The sequence below is a fragment of the Mycolicibacter kumamotonensis genome (assembly GCF_002086285.1).
Taxonomy (GTDB): Bacteria; Actinomycetota; Actinomycetes; order Mycobacteriales; family Mycobacteriaceae; genus Mycobacterium; species Mycobacterium kumamotonense.
The window spans coordinates 96,817-113,137 of sequence record NZ_MVHU01000009.1; the positions used below are offsets into that span (position 1 = coordinate 96,817).

Here is a 16,321-nt window from a genome sequence, read left to right on the forward strand (position 1 = left end):
CATGAACGTCATGAACGCGCTGCGGCGCCTCTTCGCCCGCACGCCGTCGCTGCGGACCCGGGTGGTGCTGGCGACCGCCATCGGCACCGCGATCGTGACGGTCATCATCGGGGCCATCGTGTGGGTCGGGATCACCAACGACCGCAAGTACTGGCTGGACCGCAGGCTTGACGAGGCGGCCGGTCTGACGGTGCCGCTGATCGGCCTGGGTGAGCTGCCCCGATCGGCCGCTGCCACCGACGCGGTGATCACCCTGCGCCGGGCGGGTGAGGTGACGTCGAACTCCGCGGTGGTGCTGCCGCAGCTGGAGCCGGGCTACGCCGACACCGAGATCGACGGGGTGCTCTACCGGGTGCGGACCGTCGACATCCCGGGTCCCGGGCCGCGGTCGCTGGCGGTCGGCGCCACCTACGACGCCACCGTGGCCGACACCAACAACCTGCACCGGCGGGTGCTGTTGCTGTGCACGTTCGCGATCGGCGCCGCCGCGGTGCTGGGCTGGCTGCTGGCCGCGTTCGCGGTGCGGCCGCTGCGCCGGCTGGCCCAGCAGGCCCGGTCGATCGACGCCGGCGACGAGCGCCCGGAGATCGAGGTGCGCGGCGCCAGCGAGGCCGTGGAGATCGCCGAGGCGATGCGCGGCATGCTGCAGCGGATCTGGACCGAGCAGGACCGCACCAAGGAGGCGCTGGCCTCCGCACGCGACTTCGCCGCGGTGTCCTCGCACGAGCTGCGCACCCCGCTGACCGCGATGCGAACCAATCTGGAGGTGCTGACCACCCTGGATCTGCCCGACGATCAGCGCAAGGAAGTCCTCAACGACGTGGTCCGCACCCAGACCCGGATCGAGGCCACGCTGTCCGCGCTGGAGCGGCTGGCCCAGGGCGAACTGTCGACGGCCGACGACCAGGTTCCCGTCGACATCACCGAGCTGCTCGACCGGGCCGCCCACGACGCGATGCGGGTCTTCCCCGACCTGAACGTCTCGCTGGTGCCGTCGCCGACGTGCATCATCGTCGGGCTGCCGGCCGGGCTGCGGCTGGCGGTGGACAACGCGATCGCCAACGCGGTCAAGCACGGCGGCGCAACCCAGGTGCAGCTGTCGGCGGTCACCTCCCGCGCGGGCGTCGAGATCGCCATCGACGACAACGGCGCCGGGGTTCCCGAAGAGGAGCGCCGGATGGTGTTCGAGAGATTCTCCCGCGGGTCGACGGCCTCGCATTCAGGCTCCGGCCTAGGGCTGGCCCTGGTGGCACAGCAGGCCGGACTGCACGGCGGCACGGCGTCGCTGGAGGACAGCCCGATGGGCGGGGTACGGCTGATGCTGCGGCTACCGCCGCCGCGCTGACCCGGTGATCGCCTACTTCGTGCCGCCAGCATCCCAGCGGGTGAAGCCAGCCGCCTCGGCCGTCTGCTCGTCGGCGAACCACACCTCGGCGATCGTCTGCCCGTAGGAGGGGCTCTCCGGGCCGTGGTAGAGCATCGAGTCCTCATTGCCCTTGATCGTCCAGCCCGCCGGACCGCTGCCGTCCTCACCCGGCCGCGCTGAACCTTCGCCGTAGGGTGCACCGCCGACCGGGATCACGGTGGTCTCGGCCTCTGTCGACACCGGAACCTCGCGGGTGACCCACCGGATGCTGAACGCGAATGTCAGCAGCAGGCCCAGCACAAAAGACAAGCCCATCAACCAGCCATTGACGCCATGCATCAGTCGGTTCCTATCTCCCGTGAGCCGGGTAGGGCCGCGATGGCATCTTCTCGGCTGATGCGACGGATCGAGACGACCGTGAGTAGCCAGGCGATCGCCGAACCCGCCACGAACGCCAGCAGGTACCACAGCCAGTGAATGACGAAATTCATCGGACTCTCCTTAGCTAACGGTGATCACGACCCGGCGGTTTTGGGCGCGGCCGTCCGGTGTCGCGTTGCTGGCGACCGGGTCGGCCGATCCGAACCCCTTGGCGGTGACCCGGTCGGCGGGCACGCCCTGCGCCACCAAGAAATCGGCGACCGCCTTGGCCCGGCTGGTGCTCAGCGGCACGTTGATACCGTCGTTGCCGGTGTTGTCGGTGTAGCCGCTGACCGTCACCTGCAGGCCGCGGCAGCCCTTCAGCTTCTCCGCGACCCGGCTCAGTTGCTGTCGGCTGCCCGGCGACAGGGCCTGACCGTTGGTCACGAACGTGATCGGGGTGCTCATCAGGGCGGTGATGTCGGCTTGCAGGTTGCCGCAGTCGCCGGCCGGGCTCGCCGTGGGGGTGCGGGCCGGCGCAGGAGCCGGAGAAGCGCTGGGCGACAACGGACTCGGCGTCGGCGGTGGCGGGACTTCGGGCCTACTCGGGGCGGCAGGTGCGCTCGGCGCCTCGACCGCATCGGGCAGGACCACAATGTTGTTGGCCAGCTTCAGGTTTGGCCAGGCCGCTTTCGCGGCCGCCCCGACGGCTGATTTGACCGCACCGGACGTGGCGGTACCGATCAGCGTGACGGCATCACCATTGATTTTGAATTTGAAGTCCGGCATGGTCACTGCGGCTTTGAACACCGATGCCAGGGCGGCGGAATCGGGCACGGCGACGCCCTGCTTAATGATGAGGTTGTCGACGAGTTCCACATCGCTGCCGTACACGCCCGTGAGCATGTCGAGCAGCCATGTCCGCGTGGCGATGTCGGGCAGTTCACCGTTGAGGGTGATGACATTGCCGTTGCGCAGAATCGACAACGGGGCGAACAAAAACCGCTGCGGACTCACGCTGGGCGCCACAGTCGACGGCGCGGCGACGCTGGGTGCATTCGTCTCGAGTTTCGAGCGGTCCGCCATTCCGAGGCCGATCATGGCCAATAGCAAGGGAATTGCCGTCAGGGCGAGGAACCAGCCGACACCGGGAGGTCGACGGTAAAAGCGGGATACCTTTCGCCATGCCGTCAAGGTAGATGTTTCGGGGCCCGGCATGGATCCTCCTAGAAGATCGACAAAGCACCTCGGTGTCCACGACACCGCGAGTGTAGGGGCTTGCGATCAGCTACCGGAGGTATTCAGCCTATTTCGCGCTCTGGCCCGGCGACGGCGCGGCGATCACAAACTTGTCGACGATGTCGGCCCGCGGCCAGGCGCCCCGCGCGGCGTCTGCGACAGCAGCCGCCTCTGACGCCCGCGTGGCGGTGCCGGCCAGCGTCACGGTGTCGCCGGCGATGCTCACTTCGTAATCGCCGATCACCGCCGCCGCTTCGAAAACCGGAGCCGACATGGTGAAGTCCGGTGTGGTGGCGCCGGGCGCCAGACCGAGCCGGTCGACGACGGTGACATCCTCGCTCGAGGTGATCACCGCGTCCAACAGCGCCCGCTTGGCCGCCGGGTCCGCCACATCCCCGGTCACGGTGATCTCGGTGCCGCGGCGGATCACCGAGACCGGCGCAGCGGCACCGGGATCAGTGCCGTCGGGCGAACCTTCCCGCAGCCCACAGCCGATCGCGCCGAGCAGCACCGCAACCAGCGCTGCCGCGATCAACCAGGCGCGCACTCAGCGGGTGCCGAGCAGATCGATCACAAAGACCAGGGTCTTGCCGGCCAGTTGGTGTCCGGCGCCGGCCGGTCCGTAAGCCAGCTCGGGCGGGATCACCAATTGGCGCCGGCCGCCCACCTTCATTCCCGGGATGCCGTCCTGCCAGCCCGCGATGAGCCCGTCGAGCGGAAACTCCAACGACTCCCCGCGGTTCCACGAGCTGTCGAACTCCGTACCGGTGTCGTAGTCGACACCCAGGTAGTGCACGTTGACCAGGGCGCCGGGGGCGGCCTGAGCGCCGTCTCCGACCACGATGTCCTCGATGACCAGTTCGGTCGGGGGCGGGCCGCTCGGGACCGTGATCTGGGGCTTGGCCGAGTTCGTCATGGCGGTTACCGCCCGCCGATGGTGACGTAGTCGCGTTCGGTGTAGCCGGTGTAGAGCTGCCGCGGGCGGCCGATCTTGGAGTCGCCCTCGTCGTGCATCTCGCGCCAGTGTGCGATCCAGCCGGGCAGCCGGCCCAGCGCGAACAGCACGGTGAACATCCGGGCCGGGAAACCGATCGCCCGGTAGATCAGGCCGGTGTAGAAATCGACGTTGGGGTAGAGCTTGCGCTCGATGAAGTAGTCGTCGGTCAGCGCGGCCTCTTCGAGGTCCTTGGCGATGTTGAGCAGTTCGTCGTCGCCGCCGAGCTTGCCGAGGATCTTGTCGGCCTGCTCCTTGACGATGCGCGCCCGCGGGTCGTAGTTCTTGTAGACCCGGTGGCCGAAGCCCATCAGCTTGACACCGTCTTCGCGGTCCTTGACCTTGCGGACGAAATCACCGACGTTGCCGTGCTCGTCGCGGATCTTCTCCAGCATCTCCAGCACCGCCTGGTTGGCGCCGCCGTGCAGCGGGCCCCACAACGCGTTGATGCCACCGGAGATCGAGGTGAACAGGTTGGCCCGCGACGAGCCCACCAGCCGCACCGTCGACGTCGAGCAGTTCTGCTCGTGGTCGGCGTGCAGGATGAACAGCATGTCGAGCGCCCGGACCACCTCGGGGTCGACCTCGTAGGGCTCGGCCGGCAGGCCGAAGGTCATCCGCAGGAAGTTCTCCACCAGGCTCAGCGAGTTGTCCGGGTACAGGAACGGCTGCCCCTCGGACTTCTTGAAGGCGTAGGCGGCGATGGTGGGCAGTTTGCCCAGCAGCCGAATGGTCGAGACCTCGACCTGCTCGTTGTCGGACGGGTCCAGCGAGTCCTGGTAGTAGGCGGAGAGGGCGTTGACCACGCTGGACAGCACCGGCATCGGGTGGGCGTTGCGCGGGAAGCCGTCGAAGAACCGCTTGAGGTCCTCGTGCAGCATCGTGTGCCGCTGGATCTTGCCGGTGAACGTCGCCAGCTGCTCGGCGGTGGGCAGTTCGCCGTAGATCAGCAGGTAGCTGACCTCGATGAAGGTGGACTTCTCGGCGAGCTGCTCGATCGGGTAGCCGCGGTAGCGCAGGATGCCGGCATCGCCGTCGATGTAGGTGATGGCGCTCTTGACGGGCGAGGTGTTGGCGTAGCCGTTGTCGAAGGTGGTGTAGCCGGTCTTGGCGAGCAGCGAACCGATGGCCAGAGCGTCGGACCCCTCGGTGGCGTGGACGATCGGCAGCTCCAGCTCGCCGCCCGGGTACTTCAGGGTGGCGGTTTCGTCGGTTGCGGCCACAAGGAACCCCTTTGCGCTATTCGGCTAACGAGTCGATTGGGTGTGTATAGGAAAAGGTAGTCGGTTGAGGGCCGGCGCGCCCGCCCGGGGCCGGGTATCGCGGCACGTTCACCGCGCCTCCCCCGGTCCCGGCCGACGGTAGCCGATGAAGGCCGGCGCCACGAGCGCGGCGAGCAGCACTCCGACGATCACCAGCACCCCGCCCCCGGCCGCCGCGGCAGCCGTGCCCACCACCGCGCCGGCCGCCCCGTGCACGGCGTCGGCGAGCCGGGGACCACCGGCGACGATCACCGTGAACACCCCCTGCAATCGGCCCCGCATCTCATCGGAGGCGACCTGCTGCAGGATCGTCGACCGGAACGCCGCCGACACCATGTCGGCGGCGCCGCCGACCGCCAGAAACGCCAGCGCCACCCACAACACCCGCCCGGTGTGGCCGTCCGCGCGCCCCACCGCCAGCCCGAAACCGGCCATCGCCGCGCCCCAGACCGCGATCGAGACGACGATCGCCAGCCCCTGGCGGGTGATCCGCGGCAGCCAGCCCGAAAACACCCCGCCTGCCACCGCCCCGACCGCCATCGCCGCGGCCAACAGCGCCATGGTGGTGCCACCCTCGACCGGCCCGCCGAAGTCCGCGGCGGCGATCTGCGGAAACAACGCCCGGGGCAGACCCAGCACCATCGCGATCACATCCACCACGAACGACATCAGCACCACGGTGTTGCCGGCCAGAAAGCGGAATCCGTCCAGCACCGCCGCCACCCCGAAGCGGGAGCTGTCGGGCGAGCCTGCGGGCGGCATCGGGGCCAGCCGGAACGTGGCCCAGATGGGGAAGAGACACGTCAGCGCATCGATCAGGTACAGCGTGGACAGGTCCACCCAGCCGAGCAGCAACCCGGCCAGCAGCGGCCCGACGATCGCCCCGAACTGCATCACGGTCATGTTCAGCGAATTGGCGGCGGGCAGGTCGCCGCCGGCCACCAGCCGCGGAATCGCCGCGGACCGGGTGGGCGAGTTGATGGCGTAGAACGCCTGCTGCACCGACAGCAGGCCCAGCACCAGCCATACCCCGCCGCCGAGCACCGCCTGCACCCACAGCAACAGCGACGCCAGCCCCAGCCCGCAGGAGGCGAAGATCAGCAGTTTCCGGCGGTCCATCGCATCGGCCCAGGCCCCGCCCAGCAGTCCGAACACCACCAGCGGCACCAGCGCGAACAGACCGGCCAGCCCGACGTAGGCCGAACTGCCGGTCAGCGCGTAGATCTGCACCGGGACCGCGAAGATCGTCAGGTTCGCGCCGATGACGGTGGGAATCCCGGCCAGCCACAGCCGCCGGAAGTCCGGGCTGCGCAACGGGGTGGTGTCGGCGAACAGTCTCACGCCGGCCGATCCGGGCTCAGGGCTGCAGACGCTCGATGCGTCCGCCGGTGACCCGAATCCTGTTGTGCAAACGGCCTTCCCGGCCTTGCCAGAACTCCACCACCTCGGGCGCGATCACGTACCCGACCCAGGTGGGCGGGACCGGAATCTGCTTGAGGCCGGCGAACTGGTCGGTCACCGCGGCCAGCTGGTCCAGCAGCGCCGCCCGCGACGCGATCGGCCGGGACTGCTGCGACGCCCAGAAGCCCAGCTGCGATGCCCGGGGCCGGTGCGCCCAGTATTCGGCGGGGATGGCGGCGTCGGTCTTGGTGACCCGGCCACGGATGTGCACCTGCCGGCCCAGCTGATACCAGGGAAAGGTCGCCGAAGCGTACGGTGTCGCGGCCAGCTGCGCGGCCTTGGCCGAACCGTCGTCGGTGAAGAAGGTGACACCGTTCTCGTCGAGGTTCTTGCACAACACCGAACGGCTGAACGGCATGCCGTTTTCGACCGTGGCCACCACCATGGCGTTGGGTTCGGGGATCCCGGCGCGTTCGGCGTCACCGATCCAGTTGCGCAGCAGAACCTCCCAGCCGTCCTCGAGCCAGTCCACGTCGAGGTCGCCGCTGTTGTCCTTCTCCCGGTATTCCACTCGCATCGCCGCCAGGTGCTCGTTGTCGGGGCCCGTCCTGTGCACCGCATAACGCTACGCCCCGGCGCATCCCGGTCGGTGTTACCGGCCGGTAGCCGCCGTCGCGGACCCGAGTGGAAGAATCGGATGCATGACTGCTGCAGTCCCGGATAACTTCGTCGCCGGCCTGGAGGGCACGGTGGCCTTCACCACCGAGATCGCCGAACCTGACAAGGACGGCGGCGCGCTGCGCTACCGCGGCGTCGACATCGAGGATCTGGCCTCCCGGGTCAGCTTCGGCGATGTGTGGGCCCTGCTGGTCGACGGCGACTTCAATCGCCCGCTGGCCCCGGCCGAGGCCATGGAACTGTCGGTGCGCACCGGTGACGTGCGGGTCGACGCCCAGGCCGCGGTGGCGATGCTGGCACCACAGTGGGGCTTCAAGCCGCTGCTGGACACCGACGACGCCACCGCCCGGGACCAGTTGGCACGTGCGGCGGTGATGGTGCTGTCCTACGTCGCGCAGTCGGCTCGCGGCTCGCAGACCGCGGTGCCGCAGTCGGAGATCGACGGCTGCGCCACCATCACCGAGCGGTTCATGACCCGCTGGCGCGGCGAACCCGACCCCCGCCACGTCGAGGCGATCGACGCCTACTGGGTGTCGGCGGCCGAGCACGGCATGAACGCCTCGACGTTCACCGCCCGGGTGATCGCCTCCACCGGCGCCGACGTCGGCGCGGCGCTGTCCGGCGCGATCGGCGCGATGAGCGGCCCGCTGCACGGTGGCGCCCCGGCCCGGGTGATCCCGATGATCGCCGAGGCCGAGGATTCCGGCGACGCCCGCGCGGTGGTCAAGGGCATCCTGGACCGCGGCGAGAAGTTGATGGGCTTCGGACATCGGGTGTACCGCGCCGAGGACCCGCGCGCGCGGGTGCTGCGCGCCACCGCCAAGCGGCTGGACGCGCCGCGCTTCGAGGTAGCTGCGGCGCTGGAGCAGGCGGCGCTGACCGAACTGCGGGAGCGCCGGCCGGACCGGGCCATCGAGACCAACGTCGAGTTCTGGGCGGCGGTGATCCTCGACTTCGCCGAGGTGCCCCCGCCGATGATGCCGGCGATGTTCACCTGTGGGCGCACCGCGGGCTGGTGCGCCCACATCATGGAGCAGAAGCGGCTGGGCAAGCTGGTGCGTCCCTCGGCGATCTACGTCGGGCCCGGGCCGCGCAGCGCGGATTCGGTCGCCGGCTGGGACAAGGTCGCCAAGGGCTGAACCGGTCGGCCGTCACGCCGAACGTGTAATCAGCGCGAATTGAGGCGCGATTTTTCGATCTGAGTACACGCTCGCCGCAAGGCGGATCGGTGGCGGGCTGGGACCAGCTGGCCAATGCCTAACAGCCACCGTCCGACTGCGCCCGCTCGGCCGTCAACACCCCCAGCCAGTCATCTGTAGAGCACCACGGCCGTCCGTTTGGGGCATACCGCCTGGCCAGGTCGGTGACTCGCGCTTGGTCACGCACGACGAAACCGGCACCGTTTAGGGCATAGGTCAGCTCGGCAATGGACATGGCGGTAAGCCACGGCTCGCCACGACGGCGTACCAGTCGGGCGGTACGGCGAGCGCCGGCGAGATGATGCTTTCCCGTGATCGTCTCGGGTTCGCCGAAGTCAGTCACCAGTAGACTTCCGGGCGCGCAGATGTCGGCCAGATCCGCCAAAGTCTGGCCAATCGCCATCCGGGTGAGGTACACGGACACACCGATCCAGACGGTGACGCATGGCCTTGTCGAGTCGAATCCGACCTGATCAAGACGCTCCGCCAGACGATCAGACTCGAAATCGCACGGAACCCAGTGGACCCCCGGCCCAACTGTGCGATTGGCGCGCTCCAGTAACCGCTGCTTTTCCAGCTGGGTGGTCGGGGCGTCGACCTCGAAAATCGCCGGACCGGAACCGGTGCCAGGGACGCGCAGACTGGTGGTGTCAAACCCGGCTCCCAGTAGCACGATCTGATCGATACCCGCCGAAATAGCCTGTTGGAGCACATCATCCGTGTACCGGACACGAAGGACGATGTAGACATGCAACCCCGGCAGATAGCTGTCGAGAGCACGCAGCCATGTCCTGGCGATGACCGGCCTGGCCAACAGCGGAGCGTATCCGCCGGCCAACACCGCCGAGTCGGGGTCGTCGAGCAAACTGCGATGAGGCGGTTGGAGAGATTCGGCAGCCCGCTCGAGCGCGCACGTCTGCGCGGTCAGACTGGCATCGCGTTCACTCGGCGACGAGGCACGGGTTCAACGCCGCCGCAGCGCGCTGAGCAGGTTCTGCAGCAGCGGCACACCGGAGTAGTCCTCGACCTGCTCGAGCATGTCCGGCACCCGGGTGAACTTCACCCGGGGCCGATTCTGCGCGTCGCCGCGGGCGATCTCGGCAGAGTCGATGGCCTTCCAGCCCGCGGCGTCGATCACCTCGGGCTGACGGGCGTGCACCATCCGCGCTACCGCGCGCGGCCCGCCGATCGGCTCACTCAACTGCCCGGCGTTGTAATCGGCCACCAGGGCCTGGATCGTGTTGAGCGAGTCGGACTTGTTGGTGCCGATGAAGCCGTTGGTGCCGCGCTTGATCCAGCCCGAGACGTACGCTCCCGGCACCGGCTGCCCGGTGGCCGGGTCGATGACACGGCCGCCCTCGTTCGGCACGACACCGGCGGCGTCGTCGAACGGCAGGTCGGCGATCGGCGTGCCGTGGTAACCGATCGAGGTCAGCACCAGCCCGGCATCGATCCGGTGGACCTGATCGGTGCCGGTCACGGTGAATTCCACTGCGGCGGCACGGTTCTCACCGAGCACCCGGGCCGGGGTCAGCTGGTAGGCGAACCGGATGCGGGGCCGGGTGGGTTGCGCCGTGGCGCTGTCCACACTGCCCAGCTTGGCCAGGATCTCCAGTTTCTGCCGGGTGAAGTCGTCGCGCACGGTGGCCAGGTCGTTGCGGACCCGGGCGTGGTCCTCGGCGTCGAGTACCACTTCGGCGGTCTGGGTCAGGCCGACCAGCTCCGGCAGGGTGAACGCGGAGTCGATCGGCCCGCGGCGCGCGGCGATCACCACTTCCTGCACCCGGGAATCGCGCAGCACCGCCAGGGCGTGATCGGCGATGTCGGTGCCGGCCAGCTTGTCGGGGTCGGAGGTGAGGATGCGGGCCACGTCCAGTGCCACGTTGCCGTTGCCGACGATCACCACCCGCTCGTGGCTGAGATCGACGGGCAGATCAACGAAATCGGGGTGCCCGTTGTACCAGCCGACCAGCTCGGTGGCGGTGCCGGTGCCGGCCAGGTCCATGCCGTCGACCTCGAGCCGGCGGTCGTGCAGCGCGCCGGACGCGTAGAGCACGGCGTGGTGGTAGTCCAACAGGTCGGCATGGCTCAGGTGCTTGCCGACCTCGACGTTGAGGAAGAAGTTGAAGCCCCGCCGCCGGGAGATCTCGTCGAACAGTCGGGTGACCAGCTTGGTGCGCTGGTGATCCGGGGCGACCCCGGCGCGCACCAGCCCGTAGGGCGTGGGCAGCTTCTCGAATACGTTGACCAGCACGCCGGGCTGGGTCAGCAGTTCGTCGGCCGCGTACATCGCCGCCGGGCCGGAGCCGACGATGGCCACCGTCAGCGGATGCCTGCCGCGCTTGTGCACCTCGGCAGCGGGCAGGATCGGCGCCAGCTTGGAGGTCGGCGGCAGCTTCACCCCTTCGGGGCGCTTGGGGTAGTAGGACTTGTTGATCTCGATGAACGGCAGCTGCTCGGCCGGCAGCGCGGTGTCGGGGTAGATCGCACCGACCGGGCAGGCCCGGACGCAGGCGCCGCAGTCGACGCAGGCGTCCGGGTCGATGTAGAGCATCTCCGCGGTGGCGAAGTCCGGTTCATCCGGGCTGGGATGAATGCAGTAGACCGGGCAGGCGAAGACGCAGGACGCGTCGTTGCAGCATGCCTGACTGATGACGTGCGGCATGAGACGGCGGTTCGCTGACTTATGCGACGCGCGACAGGTGGGCGCGCTGCGGCTGGGCCCGGAAGCGCGACGGCGCCCCGTTGATCCGGCACATCCGCCACACCAGCTTGGCGACCGGGTTCATCAGCCCGGTGTCGTGGCAGAGCATCCGCACATCGGCGAACATGTCCGACAGCATCCGGCGGGCATCGGCCGACCCGAAGAACACGTCCTTGCGCACCGAGCGGGGGATGTCGAACTCCACCCAGAACTCCTTCGGCGGAACGACGATCGCCGAGCACAGGATCCGCATTGTGACCGGCACGAACAGCGAGAGCCAGAACCGCTTGCGGCGCGGCAGGTGCGGGATGCGCTTGTTGAGGTATTCGTGGGCGAAGGAGATGTGGCGCGCCTCTTCGGCGACGTGGATCGCCATCACCTTCTCCATGATCGGGTGCAGCGTCTTGCCCTCGCGCAGGATGTCCTTCTGGATGTGGTCGATGGGTTCCTCGCCGGCGAGGATGCCGAACCAGAACGGGATCGGCAGCGGGCCGGCGACCAGCGGAATGAACGCCGCAATCCACTTGAGGAACCGCGGCATGCCGGGCACGTCGGCGCCGATGTGGTTGACCATCTCCTGAAACATCAGGGTGTGGTTGCACTCCTCGACCGACTCGTGCAGGCAGTACCGGTACTCCGGTGAGCCGTTGGGCACCCAGAACGCGTAGTTGAGCAGGCCGCGAATCAGGATGGACTCGAAGTGCAGGCCGACCTTGGCCACGTTCGCCTGACGCCACATGCCGATCTTGATCTGGCGCTCTTCGGGCTGCGCCTGGTACCAGGCGTGCTTACCCAGCGGGTCGGTGGCCGGCAGGATCCACCGCGGGTCATTCTCGGTGACCTTGAATTCCGGGCTGTCCCAGTCGATGTCGACGTACGGGTTGAAGTGCCGCCGCACCGAGCCCTCCGAGAGGGTGTTGAGCATGTCGACGTACTTGGTGTCGTCGGACACTTCCATGTTGGCCCGCCAGCGGCGCACCAAGCGGGTTCGAGCCGGTTTTTGAGCCGTTTTCTGAGCCATCGGAGACACCCCACTGACGTTTACATTTGGCCTTCGTATGTACAACGGTACCGCAGGTATCGGGTACCGTCTAGGGCTTGAATACCCCTTGTGGCCGTGACAGGTGTCAAGTGTCTCATGTGATTTATGTCACATGAAACCTGCCGTGCAGGCCTCCGCCGGACGCTGTCTACGCTAGAGACCATGCCTGAGCAGCTCACGATCCCGGACAACATCAAGCCCGCCGACGGTCGGTTCGGCTGTGGGCCCTCCAAGGTCCGGCCGGAGCAGTTGAACGCGCTGGTCACCACGGCGGCGCCGCTGTTCGGCACCTCGCACCGCCAGGCGCCGGTCAAAGACCTGGTCGGCCGGGTCCGCAGCGGGGTACGCGAGCTGTTCTCAGTGCCCGACGGCTACGAGGTGGTCCTGGGCAACGGCGGCTCCACCGCGTTCTGGGACGCCGCGGCGTTCGGTCTGATCGACAAGCGCTCCCTGCACCTGACCTACGGCGAGTTCAGCGCGAAGTTCGCCTCGGCGGTGGCCAAGAACCCCTTCGTCGGTGACCCGATCATCATCAAGGCCGATGCGGGCAGCGCCCCCGAGCCGACCTCCGACCCGTCGGTCGACGTGATCGCCTGGGCGCACAACGAGACCTCGACCGGGGTGGCGGTGCCGGTGCGCCGGCCCAGCGGCGCAGGCGACGCGCTGGTCGTGATCGACGCGACGTCGGGCGCCGGCGGCCTGCCCGTCGACATCACCGAAACCGACGCCTACTACTTCGCGCCGCAGAAGAACTTCGCCTCCGACGGTGGCCTGTGGCTGGCGATCATGAGCCCGGCCGCACTGGCCCGCATCGAGGCCATCGCCGCTTCGGGCCGCTGGGTGCCGGAGTTCCTGTCCCTGCCGATCGCAGTCGACAACAGCACCAAGAACCAGACCTACAACACCCCGGCGATCGCCACCCTGGCACTGATGGCCGAGCAGCTGGACTGGCTGCTGGGCAACGGCGGGCTGGACTGGGCGGTCAAGCGCACCGCGGATTCGTCACAGCGGCTGTACTCCTGGGCGCAGGAGCGATCCTTCACCACGCCGTTCGTCGCCGACCCGGCACTGCGCTCGCAGGTGGTGGGCACCATCGACTTCGTCGAGGGCGTGGACGCCGCCGCGGTGGCCAAGGTGCTTAGGGCCAACGGCATCGTCGACACCGAGCCCTACCGCAAACTCGGCCGCAACCAGCTGCGGATCGCGATGTTCCCGGCCGTGGAGCCCGACGACGTCAGCGCGCTGACGCAGTGCGTGGACTGGGTCGTCGAAAGGCTCTGAGCACAGCCCCGGGCTCCCGTGATCAAGTCGTTATAACCCCAGCGTGTCACCGCGGCCGAGGCCGCTCGCTGCACTAGAGTCCGCAGGTAACCGGGCCTTCGCGAGGAGAAGTCATGCGGGAATTGACAGTCGTAGGTCTCGACGTCGACGGCAAACACATCATCTGCGAGAGCGTCTGCGGTGACGACGAACGCGCCGACATGTTCCGGCTGCGCATCGACGACCGGATGCGTTCCGCGGTGCGCGGCGAGGGCAATCGCGTCGGGCAGACCCAGATCGATCTGGGCGCCACCATGCTGCGCCCGAAGGACATCCAGGCCCGCATCCGCGCCGGCGCGTCGGTCGAGCAGGTGGCCGCGGCGGCCGGGGTCGACGTCTCCCGGGTGGAGCGGTTCGCCCACCCGGTGCTGCTGGAGCGGTCGCGCGCCGCGGAGCTGGCGGCCGCGGCCCACCCGGTGCTGGCCGACGGGCCGGCGGTGGCGACCCTGCTCGAAGTGGTCACCAGCGCGCTGATGAGCCGCGGCCTCAATCCCGATCAGAGCAGTTGGGACGCGTGGCGCAACGAGGACGGGCGCTGGACGGTGCAGCTGGCCTGGAAGGCGGGACGCTCCGACAACGTCGCCCACTTCCGCTTCGCCCCGGGAGCACACGGCGGAACGGTGACCGCCGTCGACGACTCGGCGATGGAGTTGATCGACCCGGACTTCGACCGTCCGCTGCGGCCGGTCGCCCCGGTCGCCGAACTGGAGTTCGAGGAGCCCGCCGCCGCGCCGGTGGTGGACGACGAGCCGGTGCGCCAACGCCCGACGACCCGGCCGTCCCGGCGCAGCAAGCCTTCCGTTCCGGGTTGGGAGGACGTGCTGCTCGGGGTGCGCTCGACCGGCTCAGCCGGTCAACGCTGAGCGACCAGCACCAACAGCACCAGCCACGCCCCCGCCACGCCGAGTCCGGCGCCCAGCGCCAACCATCGCAACACCGGGGTGCGCCGCCAGCCCCACACCGTGGGCGCCAGCCCGCCCACCGCGATCAGGTTGAGGGCGACCGCCACCGCCGGGTGCACCCGCATCAATCCCAGGCTCAGCACCGCGATCGCGGTCCCCGACACCGCCGCGACGAACGCCGCCACGATCAAACCCGTTGCCCACGGCGTGGTTTGGGTCGGACTCATTCCGGCAGCCTAGTGCGCTCGTAGAACGCCAGCGCTGCCGCCGTCGCGACGTTGAGGGAGTCGGTGCCTCGCGACATCGGAATGCGCACCCGCAAGTCACTGGCCCGCATGGCCTGCTCTGACAGACCCGGCCCCTCCGCCCCGACCAGCACGGCCACCGGCTCGTCACGCACCTTCGCCATGGCCGTCGACAGCGCTTCGGCCCGCGGATCCGGAGTCATGGCAAGCAGGCGAAACCCCCGCTCGCGCAGCATTGTCAGATCCGCCGGCCACTCCGCCGAGCGGGCGAACGGCACCAGCAGGGCATGCCCCATCGACACGCGCACCGCACGGCGGTACAGCGGGTCGGCGCAGCCCTGGCCGAACACCACCGCGTCGACGCCCAGGCCGGCGCCGTTGCGGAAGATCGAGCCCAGGTTCTCGTGATCGTTGACGCCCTCGAGCACCGCGATGGTCCGGGCACCGCCGATCAGCTCCGCCACCGTGGGCTCGGGCACCCGCGATGCGGCGGCCAGCACACCGCGGTTGAGGTGAAAGCCGACCACCTCGGCCATCACCTCGGCCGAAACCCGGTAGTAGGGAACCCCGCATACCCCGGCGAGGTCCGGTGCCAGCTCCGTCAGCCGGCGGTCGGTCCCCAGCAACGCCCGGGGCGTGAAGCGCGAGGCCAGCATTCGCTGCACCACCAACACCCCTTCGGCGATCACCAGCCCCTTGCCGGTGGGCAGATCCGGGCGACGGTCGATGCTGTTCAGATCCCGGAAGTCGTCCAGCCGTGAATCGCGGGGGTCCTCGATATCGACGACGTCGATAACCCTGGCCACTTTCCGAACATTACCGGCGGGGCGCTAACGTCAACGGCGATGACCCCCCACCCGCCGCCTGGGCTGGCCCCCGAGCCACCACCGCTGCCACCCGCCCTGCTGCGGGTCTGGCCGGTGATCGGCGCCGGCGCCGGCGGCTTCGGCTGCGCGACCGTCGCGGCGTTCGCGATACCGGCCCTGGAGTCGTGGCGGCCGGTGAGCGTCGCCGGCCTCGGCGTGGGTGTACTGGGCACCACCATCTTTCTGTTGCAGCGCAACGCGGCACGACGCGGCATGCGCGGCGCCCAAACCGGACTGGAACACGAATAGAGTTGCGGCCGAACCAAGGAGGAATGAGATGGCAGCCCCGCTGTTGAAGGCAGAGATCGACATCAAGGCACCGGTCACCGAGGTATGGAACCTGATTTCCGACTTCCGGCGCATGCCCGAGTGGAGCCCGCAGTGCCGGTGGATGAAACCGCTGGGTGCGCTGCGCGCCGGCACCCGCACCATCAACGTCAACCGGCGCGGCCGGCTGTTCTGGCCCACCACCTCCGTGATCACCGAGTACATCCCGGAGCGCAAGCTGGCCTTCCGGGTCACCGAGAACCACAGCGTGTGGAGCTACGAACTCGAGCCGACCGCCGAAGGCACCCGGGTCACCGAGAGCCGGCACGCCGAAAACGGTGTCACGGCGGTGTCGACGTTTCTGACGAGCAAGTTCATGGGCGGGGTCGAGAACTTCGAACAGGAACTGGTCGACGGCATGAAAGCCTCGTTGGCGCGGATCAAGGCGGCCGCCGAAAACGGCTGACGCAGCCTGC

19 protein-coding genes are annotated in these 16,321 nt (G+C 68.7%); 6 read left to right on the forward strand and 13 right to left on the reverse strand.

Annotated elements, in window-relative coordinates; genetic code table 11:
• Positions 1-10: 10 nt before the first annotated feature.
• The gene (locus BST28_RS08590; protein ID WP_065286983.1) at positions 11-1,345 is read left to right on the forward strand and encodes a sensor histidine kinase; all 1,335 of its coding nucleotides are present in this window, start codon (positions 11-13) and stop codon (positions 1,343-1,345) included.
• 12 nt (positions 1,346-1,357) lie between these two features.
• Here the strand turns inward: BST28_RS08590 and arfC are convergent, their stop codons facing one another.
• From arfC to pdxH, 8 genes are all read right to left on the reverse strand, one after another.
• The gene (arfC, locus tag BST28_RS08595) at positions 1,358-1,705 is read right to left on the reverse strand and encodes a channel accessory protein ArfC, sunset domain variant (protein ID WP_019734903.1); all 348 of its coding nucleotides are present in this window, start codon (positions 1,703-1,705) and stop codon (positions 1,358-1,360) included.
• Positions 1,705-1,857 carry a channel accessory protein ArfB gene (gene arfB, locus BST28_RS24025; protein ID WP_019734904.1) on the reverse strand — a complete coding sequence of 51 codons (153 nt, stop codon included), beginning with the start codon at positions 1,855-1,857 and terminating at the stop codon, positions 1,705-1,707. Before arfB ends, arfC begins: the two co-directional genes overlap by 1 nt.
• Before the next feature lie 10 nt (positions 1,858-1,867).
• On the reverse strand, positions 1,868-2,944 hold the full coding sequence (gene arfA, locus BST28_RS08600; RefSeq protein WP_065286861.1) for a channel-forming protein ArfA/OmpATb: 1,077 nt from the start codon (positions 2,942-2,944) through the stop codon (positions 1,868-1,870).
• 88 nt (positions 2,945-3,032) lie between these two features.
• Positions 3,033-3,512 (reverse strand): channel-forming protein ArfA/OmpATb, encoded by a 480-nt coding sequence (arfA, locus tag BST28_RS08605; RefSeq protein ID WP_019734906.1) that lies wholly within the window; start codon positions 3,510-3,512, stop codon positions 3,033-3,035.
• Positions 3,513-3,881 (reverse strand): FKBP-type peptidyl-prolyl cis-trans isomerase, encoded by a 369-nt coding sequence (locus BST28_RS08610; protein WP_083080670.1) that lies wholly within the window; start codon positions 3,879-3,881, stop codon positions 3,513-3,515. It abuts the gene before it with no gap.
• Between the two features lie 5 nt (positions 3,882-3,886).
• Entirely contained in the window at positions 3,887-5,182 is a 1,296-nt protein-coding gene (locus BST28_RS08615) for a citrate synthase (protein WP_019738807.1), read from the reverse strand.
• 108 nt (positions 5,183-5,290) lie between these two features.
• Positions 5,291-6,562 carry an MFS transporter gene (locus tag BST28_RS08620; RefSeq protein ID WP_065286859.1) on the reverse strand — a complete coding sequence of 424 codons (1,272 nt, stop codon included), beginning with the start codon at positions 6,560-6,562 and terminating at the stop codon, positions 5,291-5,293.
• A 16-nt stretch (positions 6,563-6,578) separates the two neighbouring features.
• On the reverse strand, positions 6,579-7,238 hold the full coding sequence (pdxH, locus tag BST28_RS08625) for a pyridoxamine 5'-phosphate oxidase (RefSeq protein WP_272937534.1): 660 nt from the start codon (positions 7,236-7,238) through the stop codon (positions 6,579-6,581).
• An 85-nt stretch (positions 7,239-7,323) separates the two neighbouring features.
• Here pdxH and BST28_RS08630 point away from each other — a divergent pair, with 85 nt between their 5' ends.
• Positions 7,324-8,439 carry a citrate synthase 2 gene (locus tag BST28_RS08630; protein WP_019737422.1) on the forward strand — a complete coding sequence of 372 codons (1,116 nt, stop codon included), beginning with the start codon at positions 7,324-7,326 and terminating at the stop codon, positions 8,437-8,439.
• Between the two features lie 118 nt (positions 8,440-8,557).
• Here BST28_RS08630 and BST28_RS08635 read toward each other — a convergent pair whose 3' ends face one another.
• The 3 genes from BST28_RS08635 to BST28_RS08645 are packed head-to-tail and all read right to left on the reverse strand — an operon-like array spanning position 8,558 to position 12,224.
• Positions 8,558-9,427 (reverse strand): class I SAM-dependent methyltransferase, encoded by an 870-nt coding sequence (locus BST28_RS08635; RefSeq protein ID WP_083080671.1) that lies wholly within the window; start codon positions 9,425-9,427, stop codon positions 8,558-8,560.
• Positions 9,428-9,463: 36 nt separating this feature from the next.
• Positions 9,464-11,164 carry an FAD-dependent oxidoreductase gene (locus BST28_RS08640; protein WP_019737424.1) on the reverse strand — a complete coding sequence of 567 codons (1,701 nt, stop codon included), beginning with the start codon at positions 11,162-11,164 and terminating at the stop codon, positions 9,464-9,466.
• Positions 11,165-11,183: 19 nt separating this feature from the next.
• A complete protein-coding gene (locus BST28_RS08645) occupies positions 11,184-12,224 on the reverse strand; it encodes an AurF N-oxygenase family protein (RefSeq protein WP_043336847.1) in 1,041 nt (346 codons plus the stop codon).
• Between the two features lie 183 nt (positions 12,225-12,407).
• Here BST28_RS08645 and serC point away from each other — a divergent pair, with 183 nt between their 5' ends.
• Together serC and sepH are read left to right on the forward strand one after the other, a co-directional pair.
• Positions 12,408-13,526: a phosphoserine transaminase gene (serC, locus tag BST28_RS08650; RefSeq protein ID WP_083080672.1), complete on the forward strand. Its 1,119-nt coding sequence runs from the start codon at positions 12,408-12,410 to the stop codon at positions 13,524-13,526.
• Positions 13,527-13,639: 113 nt separating this feature from the next.
• On the forward strand, positions 13,640-14,428 hold the full coding sequence (sepH, locus tag BST28_RS08655; RefSeq protein ID WP_065286856.1) for a septation protein SepH: 789 nt from the start codon (positions 13,640-13,642) through the stop codon (positions 14,426-14,428).
• On the opposite strand, the gene BST28_RS08660 is transcribed toward sepH, so the two are convergent.
• Both BST28_RS08660 and BST28_RS08665 read right to left on the reverse strand, forming a co-directional pair.
• Complete coding sequence (locus BST28_RS08660) at positions 14,419-14,694, reverse strand: DUF2537 domain-containing protein (protein WP_019738567.1); 276 nt, start codon at positions 14,692-14,694, stop codon at positions 14,419-14,421. The genes sepH and BST28_RS08660 overlap by 10 nt on opposite strands.
• Positions 14,691-15,518, reverse strand: coding sequence for a TrmH family RNA methyltransferase (locus BST28_RS08665; RefSeq protein WP_065286855.1), 828 nt, complete (start codon positions 15,516-15,518; stop codon positions 14,691-14,693). Before BST28_RS08665 ends, BST28_RS08660 begins: the two co-directional genes overlap by 4 nt.
• 39 nt (positions 15,519-15,557) lie before the next feature.
• Between BST28_RS08665 and BST28_RS08670 the strand changes: the two genes are divergently transcribed.
• Both BST28_RS08670 and BST28_RS08675 read left to right on the forward strand, forming a co-directional pair.
• Complete coding sequence (locus tag BST28_RS08670; RefSeq protein WP_019738565.1) at positions 15,558-15,827, forward strand: DUF2530 domain-containing protein; 270 nt, start codon at positions 15,558-15,560, stop codon at positions 15,825-15,827.
• Positions 15,828-15,855: 28 nt separating this feature from the next.
• Positions 15,856-16,311 carry an SRPBCC family protein gene (locus BST28_RS08675; protein ID WP_019738564.1) on the forward strand — a complete coding sequence of 152 codons (456 nt, stop codon included), beginning with the start codon at positions 15,856-15,858 and terminating at the stop codon, positions 16,309-16,311.
• The last annotated feature ends 10 nt before the right edge of the window (positions 16,312-16,321 follow it).

What these genes read in the sequence shown, in the direction of transcription:
- BST28_RS08590 (WP_065286983.1), top strand. Translation starts at nt 11, where the DNA reads ATGAACGCGCTGCGGCGCCTCTTCGCCCGCACGCCGTCGCTGCGGACC.
- arfC (WP_019734903.1), bottom strand. Translation starts at nt 1,705, where the DNA reads ATGCATGGCGTCAATGGCTGGTTGATGGGCTTGTCTTTTGTGCTGGGC.
- arfB (WP_019734904.1), bottom strand. Translation starts at nt 1,857, where the DNA reads ATGAATTTCGTCATTCACTGGCTGTGGTACCTGCTGGCGTTCGTGGCG.
- arfA (WP_065286861.1), bottom strand. Translation starts at nt 2,944, where the DNA reads ATGCCGGGCCCCGAAACATCTACCTTGACGGCATGGCGAAAGGTATCC.
- BST28_RS08610 (WP_083080670.1), bottom strand. Translation starts at nt 3,881, where the DNA reads ATGACGAACTCGGCCAAGCCCCAGATCACGGTCCCGAGCGGCCCGCCC.
- BST28_RS08630 (WP_019737422.1), top strand. Translation starts at nt 7,324, where the DNA reads ATGACTGCTGCAGTCCCGGATAACTTCGTCGCCGGCCTGGAGGGCACG.
- BST28_RS08640 (WP_019737424.1), bottom strand. Translation starts at nt 11,164, where the DNA reads ATGCCGCACGTCATCAGTCAGGCATGCTGCAACGACGCGTCCTGCGTC.
- BST28_RS08645 (WP_043336847.1), bottom strand. Translation starts at nt 12,224, where the DNA reads ATGGCTCAGAAAACGGCTCAAAAACCGGCTCGAACCCGCTTGGTGCGC.
- serC (WP_083080672.1), top strand. Translation starts at nt 12,408, where the DNA reads ATGCCTGAGCAGCTCACGATCCCGGACAACATCAAGCCCGCCGACGGT.
- sepH (WP_065286856.1), top strand. Translation starts at nt 13,640, where the DNA reads ATGCGGGAATTGACAGTCGTAGGTCTCGACGTCGACGGCAAACACATC.
- BST28_RS08660 (WP_019738567.1), bottom strand. Translation starts at nt 14,694, where the DNA reads ATGAGTCCGACCCAAACCACGCCGTGGGCAACGGGTTTGATCGTGGCG.
- BST28_RS08670 (WP_019738565.1), top strand. Translation starts at nt 15,558, where the DNA reads ATGACCCCCCACCCGCCGCCTGGGCTGGCCCCCGAGCCACCACCGCTG.
- BST28_RS08675 (WP_019738564.1), top strand. Translation starts at nt 15,856, where the DNA reads ATGGCAGCCCCGCTGTTGAAGGCAGAGATCGACATCAAGGCACCGGTC.